This window comes from Ochrobactrum sp. PL_is501, assembly GCF_055816895.1.
Genome location: NZ_JBVPGR010000037.1, coordinates 34,844 through 49,418, shown reverse-complemented (window position 1 = coordinate 49,418; position 14,575 = coordinate 34,844). Strand labels below are relative to the sequence as shown.

Annotated in this window: 16 protein-coding genes; 10 read left to right on the top strand and 6 right to left on the bottom strand. The window is 55.3% G+C overall.

Annotation, left to right across the window (positions count from 1 at the left end):
- Positions 1 to 53 precede the first annotated feature (53 nt).
- Positions 54 to 350 carry a hypothetical protein gene (locus AC0TOF_RS16185; protein WP_122001622.1) on the top strand — a complete coding sequence of 99 codons (297 nt, stop codon included), beginning with the start codon at positions 54 to 56 and terminating at the stop codon, positions 348 to 350.
- 67 nt (positions 351 to 417) lie between these two features.
- Here the strand turns inward: AC0TOF_RS16185 and AC0TOF_RS16180 are convergent, their stop codons facing one another.
- The 3 genes from AC0TOF_RS16180 to AC0TOF_RS16170 form a co-directional block, all read right to left on the bottom strand.
- The gene (locus AC0TOF_RS16180; protein ID WP_473768994.1) at positions 418 to 855 is read right to left on the bottom strand and encodes a DUF1489 family protein; all 438 of its coding nucleotides are present in this window, start codon (positions 853 to 855) and stop codon (positions 418 to 420) included.
- Between the two features lie 66 nt (positions 856 to 921).
- Complete coding sequence (locus AC0TOF_RS16175; RefSeq protein WP_473768993.1) at positions 922 to 2,325, bottom strand: L-serine ammonia-lyase; 1,404 nt, start codon at positions 2,323 to 2,325, stop codon at positions 922 to 924.
- A 540-nt stretch (positions 2,326 to 2,865) separates the two neighbouring features.
- Positions 2,866 to 3,660, bottom strand: a complete 795-nt coding sequence (locus AC0TOF_RS16170) for a YdcF family protein (RefSeq protein WP_473769133.1) — start codon at positions 3,658 to 3,660, stop codon at positions 2,866 to 2,868.
- Between the two features lie 180 nt (positions 3,661 to 3,840).
- Between AC0TOF_RS16170 and AC0TOF_RS16165 the strand changes: the two genes are divergently transcribed.
- Complete coding sequence (locus AC0TOF_RS16165) at positions 3,841 to 4,821, top strand: heparan-alpha-glucosaminide N-acetyltransferase (RefSeq protein ID WP_473768992.1); 981 nt, start codon at positions 3,841 to 3,843, stop codon at positions 4,819 to 4,821.
- Between the two features lie 2 nt (positions 4,822 to 4,823).
- Here the strand turns inward: AC0TOF_RS16165 and AC0TOF_RS16160 are convergent, their stop codons facing one another.
- On the bottom strand, positions 4,824 to 5,210 hold the full coding sequence (locus tag AC0TOF_RS16160) for a MerR family transcriptional regulator (RefSeq protein ID WP_006471625.1): 387 nt from the start codon (positions 5,208 to 5,210) through the stop codon (positions 4,824 to 4,826).
- A 302-nt stretch (positions 5,211 to 5,512) separates the two neighbouring features.
- On the opposite strand from AC0TOF_RS16160, the gene AC0TOF_RS16155 reads away from it, so the two are divergent.
- Positions 5,513 to 5,878 carry a hypothetical protein gene (locus tag AC0TOF_RS16155; protein WP_473768991.1) on the top strand — a complete coding sequence of 122 codons (366 nt, stop codon included), beginning with the start codon at positions 5,513 to 5,515 and terminating at the stop codon, positions 5,876 to 5,878.
- A gap of 11 nt (positions 5,879 to 5,889) precedes the next feature.
- Positions 5,890 to 6,237, top strand: a complete 348-nt coding sequence (locus tag AC0TOF_RS16150) for a VanZ family protein (protein WP_122001617.1) — start codon at positions 5,890 to 5,892, stop codon at positions 6,235 to 6,237.
- Here the strand turns inward: AC0TOF_RS16150 and AC0TOF_RS16145 are convergent, their stop codons facing one another.
- Positions 6,238 to 7,365 (bottom strand): DUF2336 domain-containing protein, encoded by a 1,128-nt coding sequence (locus tag AC0TOF_RS16145; protein WP_473768990.1) that lies wholly within the window; start codon positions 7,363 to 7,365, stop codon positions 6,238 to 6,240. It abuts the gene before it with no gap.
- A 153-nt stretch (positions 7,366 to 7,518) separates the two neighbouring features.
- On the opposite strand from AC0TOF_RS16145, the gene AC0TOF_RS16140 reads away from it, so the two are divergent.
- From AC0TOF_RS16140 to AC0TOF_RS16125, 4 genes are all read left to right on the top strand, one after another.
- Positions 7,519 to 7,836 carry a hypothetical protein gene (locus AC0TOF_RS16140; RefSeq protein ID WP_122001615.1) on the top strand — a complete coding sequence of 106 codons (318 nt, stop codon included), beginning with the start codon at positions 7,519 to 7,521 and terminating at the stop codon, positions 7,834 to 7,836.
- A gap of 211 nt (positions 7,837 to 8,047) precedes the next feature.
- On the top strand, positions 8,048 to 8,515 hold the full coding sequence (queF, locus tag AC0TOF_RS16135; RefSeq protein ID WP_473768989.1) for a preQ(1) synthase: 468 nt from the start codon (positions 8,048 to 8,050) through the stop codon (positions 8,513 to 8,515).
- Positions 8,516 to 8,695: 180 nt separating this feature from the next.
- Positions 8,696 to 8,869 carry a hypothetical protein gene (locus AC0TOF_RS16130; RefSeq protein ID WP_473768988.1) on the top strand — a complete coding sequence of 58 codons (174 nt, stop codon included), beginning with the start codon at positions 8,696 to 8,698 and terminating at the stop codon, positions 8,867 to 8,869.
- Positions 8,870 to 8,889: 20 nt separating this feature from the next.
- Positions 8,890 to 9,432, top strand: coding sequence for a DUF924 family protein (locus tag AC0TOF_RS16125; protein ID WP_473768987.1), 543 nt, complete (start codon positions 8,890 to 8,892; stop codon positions 9,430 to 9,432).
- Position 9,433: 1 nt separating this feature from the next.
- Here AC0TOF_RS16125 and AC0TOF_RS16120 read toward each other — a convergent pair whose 3' ends face one another.
- Positions 9,434 to 10,846 carry a helix-turn-helix domain-containing protein gene (locus AC0TOF_RS16120; RefSeq protein ID WP_473768986.1) on the bottom strand — a complete coding sequence of 471 codons (1,413 nt, stop codon included), beginning with the start codon at positions 10,844 to 10,846 and terminating at the stop codon, positions 9,434 to 9,436.
- A gap of 161 nt (positions 10,847 to 11,007) precedes the next feature.
- On the opposite strand from AC0TOF_RS16120, the gene AC0TOF_RS16115 reads away from it, so the two are divergent.
- The gene (locus tag AC0TOF_RS16115; RefSeq protein ID WP_122001611.1) at positions 11,008 to 12,540 is read left to right on the top strand and encodes an acyl-CoA carboxylase subunit beta; all 1,533 of its coding nucleotides are present in this window, start codon (positions 11,008 to 11,010) and stop codon (positions 12,538 to 12,540) included.
- A gap of 25 nt (positions 12,541 to 12,565) precedes the next feature.
- The gene (locus AC0TOF_RS16110) at positions 12,566 to 14,569 is read left to right on the top strand and encodes an acetyl-CoA carboxylase biotin carboxylase subunit (protein ID WP_473768985.1); all 2,004 of its coding nucleotides are present in this window, start codon (positions 12,566 to 12,568) and stop codon (positions 14,567 to 14,569) included.
- Positions 14,570 to 14,575: the final 6 nt, after the last annotated feature.

Sequence of the window (14,575 nt, the reverse complement as noted above, 5' to 3'; positions counted from 1 at the left end):
CCCCATCGCTGCCAGCTTCAAACCCGAATTTGTAGTGCGTAGAGGGTTTCGAGATGTCAAATATGAGAGAAACTTTCGGCCTGCCGCCGTTCAAGACTGCCAATTGGACACAGGATGAAGGCAGGACCTCAGCCGTCGGGGCGCTGTTCTCCGTTCAAGGGCTCAAGCAGGCCGCGCTGCGAATTGCAGATGTGCGGCGCGGAACCGGCTTCCAGACCCGCGATCTGGTCGGGCTGCTCGTCTGCCACGCGGCGCGCAACAAGCGACTGGTCCAGCCACGCGCTTCCATGCGCATGACTCTTCCTGTAAATTTTGACCGGATTTCGGTACGTCTGACGATAGAAAACTGATCAACCGATGGATGAAATGAAAAGGCCTGCCGATGATCGGCAGGCCTTTTTCGTGGATATATTCTCTTCAAAGCAAGCCCAGCGCGGCCAGTTCCTGACGCAATTCCGCAGGCAAAGCAGCCCTGCCCGTCTTACCAGCCGCCTCGTCGCGCGGAACCTCATTCTCGCTCAAATAACGCCAGCCCTGAAAGGCGCGGCGCGGCTGCCACTCGGTAGGAATGACCTTGGGTTCAAGAACAAGATGGCAGCGGTTTATGCCGTCGTTGTCTGTAAATGGCCGCACGTCGAGCAAGCGTTGGCGGCATTGCACATTGCCCTTGATAACCCAGTAGAGCGAACCGCCTTCCAGCAGTTCGTCAATCCGCTTTGGCACCATTCTCGTTGTATGAAACTGTTCCGGCACCAGACCGGCAGCGCGTTGCTCTGCCAGACGGAAATCGATCCAGGCCGCGAGATCTTCGATACTATCGCAGCCGACACAAAGTTTGACGAGATTGAGAGCCATGCCGTTGATTTAGCCAAGACGAATGCGCGCTTCAAGCCTCAAGCGTCGCATTCCCCAGGTTGCGAATCAACAGGCAACCACATTCACGGCAAGACCGCCCTGGCTGGTTTCCTTGTAACGCTCGCTCATATCGTGGCCGGTCTGGCGCATCGTCTCGATACAGGCATCGAGCGGGACAAAATGCTTGCCGTCACCCTTTACGGCGAGCGAGGCCGCAGTCACAGCCTTTACAGCGCCAAGCGCATTACGCTCGATACACGGTACCTGAACAAGCCCGGCAACCGGATCGCAGGTCATGCCCAGATGGTGTTCAAGCGCAATTTCAGCGGCATTTTCAATCTGCTCCGGCGACCCGCCAAGCACGGCTGCGAGACCCGCCGCAGCCATTGCCGACGCGGAACCTACCTCGCCCTGACAGCCGACTTCAGCACCGGAAATCGATGCGTTGTGCTTAATGACCCCACCGATCGCTGCAGATGTCAGGAGGAAATCCCGGATGCCTTTCTGGTCGGCGTCATCATGAAAATGCAGATAATAGCGAAGCACCGCCGGTACGACGCCTGCAGCACCGTTTGTCGGCGCCGTCACCACCCGGCCACCGGAGGCATTTTCCTCATTGACGGCCATGGCATAGACAGACAACCAATCATTCGCGAGAAGCGGATTGCTGCGATTATTACGCCAATCGTCCTGCAATTTATCGTGGAGTTGCCGCGCACGACGGCGCACATTCAGACCGCCCGGCATGACGCCGTCACGGCTCAGTCCGCGCTCGATACAGCCGCGCATGGCGCCCCAAATTCGATCAAGTCCGCTGTCGAGATCATCGCGAGCCATATGTTTTTCTTCATTGGCACGCTTCATTTCGGCAATCGACAAGCCGCTGTCATGGGCCATCTCAAGCATTTCGGCGGCACTGCGGAACGGAAACGGCACGTCGGCCTTGTCGTCCTGCTTCGCACCGCTGCGCTGAACACGGCTAAGCTCTTCTTCCGTTACGACGAAGCCGCCCCCGATAGAAAAATATGCGCGGCGCAGCAGGAGATTGTCATCGGCATCAAATGCGGAGAAAGCCATGCCATTGGCATGGCCTGGCAACGGCGTCTTGCGATCAAGCACCAGATCGACCTTAGGGTCGAAGTGATAGGCTGGATGACCCTCCGGTCTCACCTTTTTTTCGGCGAACACCTTTTCGACTTCGACATCCATAATGTCAGGATCAATCGTATCGGGTAGATGGCCGCAGAGCCCCAGAATAACGGCGCGATCCGTTGCATGCCCGACGCCGGTATAAGCCAGCGAACCATGCAGGGTCGCTTTCAGACGATGGATTTTCGAATGCGCCGGCCTTGGCCAGTTTCCGCCGATTATCTCGTTAAGAAACATGCGCGCAGCCGTCATTGGCCCCATCGTATGCGAACTGGAAGGCCCAATGCCAATCTTGTAAAGATCGAAAACCGACAGAAACATGCCACACCTTCTACAGCCCGTTATAGGACTGATTGATCCTGATCGCGGCATCGCCCGCGATTTGCCTGATCGTCCATTCTAGACAAAAATCGGCAAGAAGTCGCTAACACACGAAAACCGCGTATCTCTATCAGATAGTGTAGGAAAGGTTCAACGCCAACGGAATGCCGAAATGCGGCATCAAATTTCCGAAATACGTAACACCGTCTAACGCCTAGACGGAGAACAGATAAGCCATGAGGATGACGGCAGCAAGACCAACGACTGCCCAGAGCGTAACGCCCCAGCAGGATTTTTGAACGGTTTCGTCCATGGAGATTATGGCAACCTTGTTGTACAACTCTTTTTACACAGCATCCTTCACAACGCTGTTACTAATTATATAGCTTCGTGATCACCGGAACGCAACGACGAAAAACGGCTGAATTACGGCAGCGGACCTCCGCCACCGCACACCCAATATTAAAACGGCTTTATAATCAGTCAGTTATCAATAAACAGCCTTAACAAAAGCTTTAAAGTGACGGCGAAAATGCGGCATCAGGGTTGCGGCAACAACATATCAGTCTTCCCCGCCAGCCAGTAGGCGGCCAGTCCTACCCATTCACGAACGGCCACGCTGAACCGCGATAGCGCTTCATTCGGAGATTCGAGATACAGGGCAAAGCGCTCGCTGGCGCGCGTTTTGTAATCTACCGGCCAGGCGACAACCTCGAAATCCGCCTTGCGAAAACAGCCAATAGAACGCGGCATATGGTATGCGGAAGTGACAAGAAGCCATGTTTCGCCCGGCATGGGCTGAGCCAGCTCCCTTGAAAAAACAGCATTCTCAACCGTATTGCGAGATTTGTTCTCAAATATGTAGCGCTCGCCGGAAAAACCGAGATCTGCCAACATCTGCCGGGTGCTATCCGCCTCTTTGGCGGATTCTTCGAAAAAGGCTCCCTCGCCTCCTGAAACGATGACCTTGGCATTCGGATAGAGCCTTGCAAGCCGCATGGTTTCGAAAATTCGGTCAGCCGCACTATTCAACTCAAAACCTTTGCGTCCCGCATTGATCTCACCGTTCATATAGCCGCCGAGAACGACGATACCCTCCACATGCTGCGGCAGTTCATCCGGCTTTGCAAAGCGATCTTCCAATGGGGCGAGCAGGACGGCGCCCAGCGTCGTAAAAGCCGCAAAGAATAGAATGGCTATCGACAGGCCAAGGACACCCAGACTAAATCGACGAAAGCCGCGCCATATCGCCAGAGAGGCAATGACGATGAGGACGAAGATGATTGTGATGGGTTGAAAAAACAGCCAGAAAATCTTCGATAAGCTATAGAACAACCACACTCTCCCAACATGAGGCACCCTGCCCGGATCTGTGCCTGCCTGTATCTCTGCCTGCCCGTATCTCTGCCTGCACGAATCCGTGCATGACCGCATACTATAGTGTTGCCAAAGCCTGTGTTAGAGATTTGCCGGGAATCGAAAAAGCCGGGCATCATGATCTCGCCGGAAGGAACCATGTCTGACATCAAGACTGAGGATACTGCACCTTCTTCTCGCCTTCGCCTCGAGCGCATTGATATTGCGCGTGGGATCGCGTTGATCGCTATGGCGATCTACCATTTCGGATGGGACCTCGAGTTTTTCGGCTATATGGCGCCCGCCACGACCGCGCACGGAGGATGGAAACTTTTCGCGCGCTGTATCGCGTCAAGCTTCCTGTTTCTGGTCGGTTTCAGCCTCGTTCTGGCGCATGGCAATGGGATACGCTGGAACCCGATGGCGAAACGGTTGGCTCAGATCATTGCGGCGGCGGCAGCTATTTCAGCCGTCACGTGGTATATGTCCCCGGACAGCTTCATTTTCTTTGGCATTCTGCACCAGATCGCTCTGGCAAGCGTGCTAGGTCTTCTGTTTCTGCGCCTACCCGCCTTCGCAACCTTGATCGTCGCGGTATTCGTCATAACCGCTCCACTATTTGCGCGAGCCGATATTTTCAATCATCCCGCATTGAGTTGGGTGGGGCTTTCGACAGTAACACTGCGCTCCAATGATTATGTACCGCTGTTTCCGTGGTTCGGGGCGGTTCTTGCAGGTATCGCGGCTGCGCGCATTTTTCAGCATTTTGGTTGGCTTCAGCTATTGGCTGGCGGGATAAAGCCAAAATTTCTTGAAAGGCCGCTGACATTCATCGGCAGGCACAGCCTCGCCTTCTACCTCATTCATCAACCGGTTTTGATCGCGTTGGTTTACATGTTTTCCCAACTCATACCGCCTGCGCAACCGTCGCCGCGAGAAGCCTTCACGCAATCCTGCGTGGCTGCATGCCTGCAAAACGGTAGCGAACAGCTATGTCGACAGTTTTGCGGCTGCGTTGTGAGCGAACTGGACAAGGCAACGCTGTTCGATGATGTCTTCAGCGGCAAGATCGATCAGGAGAACAACAGCACGGTCCGGGATATTGCACAAATGTGCTCCCCTGTGCCCGATGTTCAATAGATTCAGGTGTTAACGCCAAGCTCGGCTAGACGCTCAATGCAGGATTCCTCGATCTGGTCGAGTTCGCCCAGCGTCTCCTCAATGTCGCGTCGTTTCTGGCGAAGATCGGCGCGTTTTTCCTCGACACGCTTCATAAGCAGCTTCAGCTGTCCCGTCTCGCCAGGCGGCTCGCGGTACATCTGAATAATCTCGTGAATTTCGGCTATCGAGAACCCTAACCTCTTGCCTCGTAGAATCTGCTTCACGAGATGGCGATCAGCAGGACGAAACAATCGCGTACGGCCGCGTCTCACTGGAGCAATCAGGCCTTCGTCCTCATAGAAGCGCAAAGTACGGGTTGAAATCCCGAACTCGCGTGTCAGCTCCGTGATCGTATAATACTCGCGCACCACAACATTCCTGCCTTTACCAACCAGGCTCCAGACCCCAACCGGATCGGAGCTTAAGTTTTGCTCCCGCATTTACGTAAAAGTCAATACGAAACCGACATAGACTAAAATACGACTAGCAATAATTTGGCTGGAGAACGAAGCCATCACCTCAATATGTCATAGCAACGGACGAATGCGATTTAGAGGCAGCATTGTCCGGAAAACCCCTAATTGCGTCAGTTTTCCATCGATTGCGACTTGCCATTCTGTTGCCGCTCATGCGTTATGAACTTGCGGAAACCAGCTAAAAACGGCGATTCATGCGGCGCTCTACAAAATTTACTTTACTCGGACTTGTCATCATCGCCGTTGTAGGCACAGCTCCTTTTGCCGTCGAGCCGATCGTAGTGAAGATAGGCGAAGGTTCGATTCGCCAGCTCGCCCGGGACGGAAATTTCTGCAAAACAGACCAATGCGATGAGGGCATGAATTACGCATTGGGCTTTCTCGAAACCAATTATGGCCTGTCGCCTCACGACGTTAAATGGTGTATGGGCGTCGATGTCATCTCCCATTATGACTTGCCATTCGGCAACGGATTGAAAACCTCAATAACCGACCGGATGTACAAACGTTGTGGCGACCCAAAGCAGGACGAGCCACCTGGCGATTATACAGACGAATAAAGGCGCTCTTCATGAAGCGATTTTTGCGCATAAGCGCCTGGATCATACTCCTGACCATCCTGATGGTCACAATCAGCCCGATAAAATTCCGCCCTGTCACCGGTGAACCTGTAGATCTCGAACGGTTTGGAGCTTTCTTTCTCGTAGGCGCTTTGTTTGCGCTCGCCTACCCACGCCACTGGATGCGCGTTCTTCTCCTGACAGTCGGCTGCGCTGCGCTTTTCGAGCTGATGCAACGTTTTGCTCCGGGACGGCATGGCGAGTTTATCGACTTCGTTTTCAAGGCCGCCGGAGCCGTCTTCGGCATCGCTGTCGGCTATGGCCTCAGCCTCGTCGGCCCGTTTCGGCAAAAAGCCTGATCAGGCGGGAATAGCCTGCAGCCTGTCCCGCGCTGTTTCACGCATAAATTCCAGATGGATAGAACGCAGAAGCGCGGCCAGATCGTCATTGGCGGCAGCGTATCGGCTGGCACGTGTGGCTTCGCACATAAGGGCTGATATTTCCGCGGCACCCATCCGCTTCCGCCCGGCAGCAACGGCCCGCCAAGCTTCAATTGCCACTATCAAGGGTGCATGCGTGGCGTCGCTCAATCCGGCGGAGCGCAGCAGCGCAGCAAGGGCCGCAGGCCGACCGCCGGAAATAATCGCGCAAATGCGGGCGTCATCAAGATCGGACAGCGCTGCGAGCAGGCTCGCAAAAAAATCTATGCGCCCCCCTGCAACGGCACGGATAACGAAACTTGTCGTAATTTCACCGCGCAGGCGCAGATGCTCTACCAGCGCCGGCAGTTCTTCCGGCGAACAGTTTTCGGCCAGATGCATGGATGCGCGGGCGGTTGCATCTCCGACGACCTTATCAGCGCGGCGATCGCCCAGAAGTAACTTCACCAACGGGTGAGATTGCAGAACCTCCCCTACTTTCACAGCCAGAAGATGGCGGCATTCTGTTGGAAGATGCGGATGGGCCAGCAAAGCCTCACGCACAAGAGCATCATGACCACAGCGCTCGCTTATTCGCCGGAATGAAACAGGAGCAATCCGAGCGCAACTGTTAAACAGCATTTCGGCAACCGCTTCGTGGTTGCCGATTTCTGCGATTGCAGCAGCGACTGCGAATGAAACATGCGGGCGGGCCGCGATTAAAACCTGCATCGACGATGCGCTATAGGCAACACAATCGACCAGATCGGCATCACTGAGAAGCGTTGAGCGTGCAAGGATGTACCCCGCGACCTCCGGCTGGTCAGCGGCAAGCGCCGTTACAATATGCAGAGGCGAATGCGCACTTGTTGAGAGAACATCAGCCATTGCCATGCGGACTTTCGGGGAAGGATCATCAAGCAAAAGCGTCAAAGCAGCTTCTGCCTGCGCGCGGACATTTTGCGGCTGCAACTGATCCACACATTGCCGGGCAAGATGGGCCGCACGGACAACACGTGCAGCTACCGGCTCGCAGCCGCCGATCAACGCGTCTTTTTCGATATACATTCTGGCCCCGCTCCAGATCATCTTGTTGTATTCGAAAAAGTTAAATTAAAATGGTTTACGACCGGTTTACCATATTCAGTAACCGCGTTGCGCAGCATGGAACCGAACGAGTTTTCACTCGTTTAACCGTCATCAATTCAACGGAGAATTCTAATGGCCGACGAAAAGATCACGAATGACATCCAGCAGGCACTTGAAAAGCAGATTGCCGATATGCGCACCGAATTGAAACGTCTTTCAAAATCGCTGTCGTCGCATTCCAGCGAATTGAGGGAACGTGCAGAGGATGCCATGGATGATGCGTCCGGTCGTTTCCGTCAAGCCGCTCAAACCGTGCGTGAACGCGGCCAGGTGGTTGCTGAAACGGTGCGCGAAAATCCAGGCACGGCCACCACACTTTTCGGAACAGCCGGGATTATCGGCATTCTTATTGGCGTAGCCATTGGATGCGCCATTTCCGATCGACGCTGAACCAGCGATCAACCCCTGACATTGAGGCCCGCGCCCGATGCGCGGGCTATGTTTGTATCCTTTACCAAAAAGCCGTGGTCTGCTACCTCATGATCTGCCAGTTCTCTGGCATTGGCAATTTGCCACCGGTCGCAGCCTACCCGGTCAAAACAAGGACAAGCGCAATCATGCGCTGAAAGACTGCGCCGTGGCTTGAAACAAAGGCGCGTAAATGTCTGATAAGACAATATATTCCGACTTGAAGCAACTCGGCTCCAACACCTCGATACCGCAAACTCCGGAAGAGGCCGTCCTGGAACGGGTTGCAAATCCGCAAGCCGAAACACCCTATTGTGTTCGCTTCACTGCACCCGAATTCACCTCGCTTTGCCCGATGACAGGGCAACCTGATTTCGCGCATCTGGTGATAGACTACGTGCCCGGACAGTGGCTCGTAGAAAGCAAATCTCTGAAACTGTTCCTGTTTTCCTTCCGCAATCACGGCGCATTCCATGAAGATTGCACGGTAACCATCGGCAAGCGTCTTGTAGAACTGCTACAGCCGGAATGGCTCCGGATCGGCGGCTACTGGTATCCGCGCGGCGGCATTCCGATCGATGTTTTCTACCAGACCGGACCGGCACCGCAGAACGTCTGGATACCGGAACAGGGCGTGCCTAACTATCGTGGACGCGGCTAGAGCATTTCCAGCAAAAGTGCGAAGCGTTTTGTGTCGGATAATGCGTAAAAACAAAGAGATAGAGCGGTTCTGCGATTCTGTGTTAAGCGGAACCGCTCTAGTTGATCGGCGCCAGTGTTGCGACTGAAGATCGCGATCTCTATTATCCATGCAGACACCATGGCGCCTGAAAGGACCCCCATGAAGAACTTTGCTATTCTGATTTCGCTTGCCGTTCTTACCGGATGCGGGGGAGCTGGAAAGGCAGCCATGGACACAGGTAAGAGCTTTGATCGATTCGCCTGCATGTCGCGCAATTTCAAGGGCGAGCCGCCTTGCCCGCAGCCGGAAGCTGCAAGCCAGAAGGCACAGTAAAGTCAGAAAGGAGGCCAACCATGGCTATTGAACCGAAGGACGTCCTCAATTTCTGGTTTTCGCCCAAAATGCAGGAAAACTGGTTCAGCAAAAGTGACGAGATAGACGCCGAAATTCGTGAGAAGTTTCTGACCGTCTATGAGGATGCCCGCGCCGACAAGCTGGAACAGTGGAAACAGCAGCCGGAAAGCGCCCTGGCGCTCACGATTCTGTTCGACCAGTTTCCACGCAATATGTTCCGCGGCTCACCTCGCTCTTTCGAAAGCGACGGGCTGGCTAGAGACGTAGCGGCACAGGCACTCGATCATGATTTCGACCGGAAGCTGTCACCTGAACAACGCCAGTTCTTCTATCTTCCGTTCATGCATAGCGAACATCTGAGCGACCAGAAGCGCTGTGTCGACCTTTATGAAAAGCTCGGCGACGAGTTTTCGCTCGGCTTTGCCCGCCAGCATCACGATATCATTGAGCGCTTTGGGCGCTTCCCACATCGGAACACGGTGCTCGGACGCGACACTACCCATGAGGAAGCCGAATTCCTCAAGGAACATGCTGGCTTCTGATTTATAACAAACGATATGGCAGAATTCCGCGGCGGTCGTGATCGACCGCCAATCTGCTTTTAAGCGGCGGAACCGCACGCTGCACACATTCCGCGCGCTCGCAAATACGGCAGGAAACACCGATCGGATCGAAGGCAGAACGCACCGCGATGTCTAGACCATCCGCATAGACAAAATCCTGCGCATAAGCCACCTCGCAGCCAAGGGCGATTGCGTAGCGCCGCTGGGGTGCATTGAAGCCCCCCTCACTCTTGGTCAGTTCCGTCGCAATGCAAAGATAGCGCGCGCCATCCGGTGTTTCGGCGAGCTGTCGAATGATCCGCCCCGGCGTCTCGAAGGCCTGATGCACATTCCACAGCGGGCATGCGGCCCCGAAGCGGGCAAATTGCAACTTGGCGGCACTGTGCCGTTTTGTGATGTTTCCGGCCCTGTCTATGCGGGCGAAAAACACCGGAACACCGCGCTGGCCGGAACGCTGCAAGGTGCTAAGGCGATGGGCGACCTGTTCCAGACTGGCGCCGAAACGTGATGCCAACAATTCAAGATCGTGACGCAGTTCTTTCGCTGCCGAAAGGAATGTTTGATAGGGCAGCATAAGCGCCCCGGCAAAATAGTTACGCAAGCCAATCTTGCAAATTTCGATTGCCTCGGCGGAACGGAAATCCGCCCGCCTTGCAATAGCGCTCACAAGCTCTTCCATCTCCAGTTCGGCGATCTGAAAAGCTATCTGGAAATTGCGGGTTGAAGCAGGAGAATAAGGATTGAGATAAAGGACCCGCGCCATAGGATCGAACCGACGCAAAACCGCCTCCTGCGGCCCCGCTCGCGCAATGCGCACTCGGTGATGCTCCTCCATATATTGAGGCAGGGCCACACCAATGTCTCGCCCGGGAATATTCAGTTCCGCAGCAAGTTTTTCTGCCGCAATATCAATTTCATGTACGTAATTATCGATGAAATGGAAAAAGTCGCGAACTTCCTCGTAAGGAGCTGGTTCGGCAGCAGAGGGAGCGCGACCAAGCTGATTATCCAGGCTGGCTAGCTGTTCACTGTTGCGGCGGTAGGCCTGATGGCAGGCGATCAGCGCGTGGGCAAGCCCCGGCGCATTTTGCGTAATCAGTTTCAGCTCTTGCAAATTCGGCTTGTAATTGTCGAAGACCGGATCGGCCAGAGCTTCGGAAACCGCAGATAGCAAACGGTCATCATCTCCCAGCGAAATGGCACCTATATCGATCTGATAGTTTTCAGCCAGCGCCAGCAACACAGCTGCGGAGACAGGTCGCTGATTGTTCTCGATCTGGTTAAGATAACTCGTTGAAATACCGAGCCGTTCGGCAAAACCCGACTGGGTTGCCTTATGTTGCTCGCGTATTTCCCGTATCTTTCTTCCGATATAAAGTTTTCTCGGTGCCATTTTGCAAATTCGCATTTCGCTATTTGCAAATTTATAGCTTACACAATCACACCTTTTCAAGCTTTTCCCGGCCCCCTTCGGATTTTAAGCAGAAGGGAGAAAAAGACTATCTTTTCAGCTTCATAACTCGCCTTTCAAAGGCCGCCCAAAAGTGGGGATTTATGCAGGAACTCCTTGAACAGCTCGAAGCCCGCCGCATGGAAGCCAGACTTGGTGGCGGCCAACGCCGTATTGATGCCCAGCATGCCAAAGGCAAGCTTACCGCCCGCGAACGGATTGAAGTGCTCCTCGACGAAGGCTCGTTCGAGGAGTTTGATATGTATGTCACGCATCGCTGCACCGATTTCGGCATGGCGCAGCAGAAAGTTGCGGGCGACGGCGTGGTGACGGGCTGGGGCACAATCAATGGCCGTCAGGTCTATGTGTTCAGCCAGGACTTTACTGTTCTGGGCGGCTCTCTGTCTGAAACGCACGCGCAAAAAATCTGCAAGATCATGGACATGGCGGTGAAGAACGGCGCGCCGGTCATCGGCCTCAACGATTCCGGTGGCGCGCGCATTCAGGAAGGCGTCGCGTCGCTCGCGGGCTACGCCGACGTGTTCAAGCGCAACGTGGACGCTTCCGGCGTCGTGCCGCAGATTTCCGTCATCATGGGCCCCTGTGCTGGCGGCGCTGTCTATTCGCCCGCCATGACCGACTTTATCTTCATGGTGCGGGATAGCTCCTATATGTTCGTGACTGGGCCTGACGTGGTGAAAACCGTCACAAATGAAATTGTCACCGCTGAGGAATTGGGCGGCGCCTCGACTCACACCAGAAAATCGTCGGTGGCAGACGGAGCTTACGAGAACGATATTGAAGCGCTGGAACAGGTCCGCATTCTGTTCGACTTCCTGCCGCTCAACAATCGCGAGAAGCCTCCTGTGCGCCCGGTATTCGATGATCCTGCGCGGCTTGAAATGCGGCTGGACACGCTGATCCCGGATAGCGCCACCAAGCCTTACGACATGAAAGAGCTTATCCACGCGCTGGCCGACGAAAATGACTTCTTTGAAATTCAGGAAGCTTTTGCCAAGAACATCATCACCGGCTTCATCCGCATGGACGGTCAGACCATCGGTGTCGTTGCAAACCAGCCTATGGTACTCGCCGGCTGCCTCGACATCGATTCATCGCGCAAGGCTGCTCGCTTCGTTCGCTTTTGCGATGCCTTCAACATCCCGATCCTGACGCTTGTGGATGTTCCGGGCTTCCTGCCAGGAACAGCGCAGGAATATGGCGGGGTCATCAAGCACGGCGCAAAACTGCTCTTTGCTTACGCCCAGGCTACAGTTCCCATGGTTACGCTCATCACCCGCAAGGCCTATGGCGGCGCCTATGACGTGATGGCTTCGAAGCATATCGGCGCCGACATCAACTACGCATGGCCGACGGCGGAAATCGCGGTTATGGGCGCCAAAGGCGCAACGGAAATCCTCTATCGTTCCGAACTGGGCGACGTTGAAAAAATCGCCGCGCGCACGAAGGAATATGAAGAGCGCTTTGCCAATCCGTTTGTCGCTGCTGAACGCGGCTTCGTCGACGAAGTCATCATGCCGCATTCCTCACGCCGCCGCATTGCCCGCGCTTTTGCCAGCCTGCGCAACAAGAGCCAAAGCACGCCGTGGAAGAAGCACGATACTATTCCTCTTTGAGTAGATGGCCCCAGGTACAAATAAGATGATCAAGAAAATTCTCATTGCCAATCGCGGCGAAATCGCGTGCCGGGTCATCAAGACGGCGAAGAAAATGGGTATCGCGACGGTTGCCGTTTATTCTGACGCGGACCGTAATGCGCTCCATGTCAAAATGGCCGATGAAGCGATCCACATCGGACCAGCGCCATCCAATCAATCCTATATCGTCATCGACAAAATCCTCGCGGCGATTAAGGAAACCGGCGCGGATGCCGTGCATCCCGGCTATGGCTTCCTGTCGGAAAACCCGCGTTTTGCCGAAGCGCTGAAAGCAGCCAACGTCACCTTCATCGGACCCCCGGTGAACGCAATTGACGCCATGGGCGACAAGATCACCTCGAAGAAGCTCGCAGCCGAAGCCGGTGTTTCCACCGTGCCCGGCCATATGGGCTTGATCGAGGATGCCGACGAGGCGGTCAAGATCGCGGGCAGCATCGGCTATCCGGTGATGATCAAGGCGTCCGCTGGCGGCGGCGGCAAAGGCATGCGCATCGCATGGAATGACGAAGAGGCCCGCGAAGGCTTTCAGCTCTCGCGCAATGAGGCCAAATCCTCCTTCGGCGACGACCGCATATTTATCGAAAAATTCGTCACCCAGCCGCGCCACATCGAAATCCAGGTTCTGGGGGACCAGCATGGGAACGTCGTCTACCTGGGCGAACGTGAGTGCTCCATCCAGCGCCGTAATCAAAAGGTCATCGAAGAAGCGCCTTCGCCATTCCTTGATGAAGCCACCCGCAAAGCAATGGGCGAACAGGCCGTAGCTCTCGCAAAGGCCGTTGGCTATTTTTCCGCAGGCACGGTCGAATTCATCGTCGATGGCAGTCGCAACTTCTATTTCCTTGAAATGAATACGAGATTGCAGGTCGAGCATCCGGTGACGGAACTCATCACCGGCATCGATCTTGTAGAAGAAATGATCCGTGTGGCATCCGGTGAAAAGCTCCGCTTCGGCCAGAGCGACGTCAAGTTGAACGGCTGGGCGATTGAAAGCCGTCTTTATGCGGAAGACCCCTATCGCAACTTCCTGCCGTCTATCGGCAGGCTGACCCGCTACCGTCCGCCGGTCGAGGGCCGTAACCCGGATGGCACAATCGTACGCAACGACACTGGCGTGTTCGAGGGCGGCGAGATTTCAATGTATTATGATCCGATGATCGCCAAGCTTTGCACCTGGGGTCCGGATCGCGCCAGCGCCGTCAACGCAATGGGCGATGCTCTGGATGCTTTCGAAGTGGAAGGCATCGGCCACAACCTGCCCTTCCTGTCGGCTGTGATGGATCATCCGCGCTTCCGTGAGGGCGCGCTCACCACCGCATTCATTGCCGAGGAATATCCGGACGGCTTTACCGGAGTTCCCGTTTCGGAAGACGATGCGCGTGCGCTTGCCGCAGTAGCCGCACAGATCAATCTGGCGATTGAGCGGCGCAACGCGCAGATTTCCGGACGGATTTCCAGCGAACAGCAAGCGGTTGCGACTGATTGGGTGGCGACGCTCGGCGGCTTCACCTTGCCGGTTCGAATTGCTGAAGGCGAAGGCGGTACCACGATCAATTTCGTGGATGGCGGCAGCTTGCCCATCGCCAGCGACTGGCATCCAGGCAGCCAGCTTGGTTCGTTTACCGTCGCAGGCAAGCCTATTGCGGTGAAGGTTTCCCGCTCCGGCACCGGCTGGCGTCTGCGCTGGCGCGGCATGGACGTGGTGGCCCACATTCGCAAGCCGCGCATCGCAGAACTTGCGAAGCTCATGCCGGTGAAGCTGCCGCCGGACACGTCGAAAATGCTGCTCTGCCCGATGCCCGGCGTCATCACCTCCATTCTCGTGAAGGATGGCGAGACGGTTGAAGCAGGCCAGCCGCTTGCCACCGTGGAAGCCATGAAGATGGAAAACGTGCTCCGTGCCGAACGCCGTGCTACCGTAAAGCGAATTACAGCGGAAGCGGGCGCAAGCCTCGCTGTCGATGAGCTGATAATGGAATTCGAGTGAGGTTCG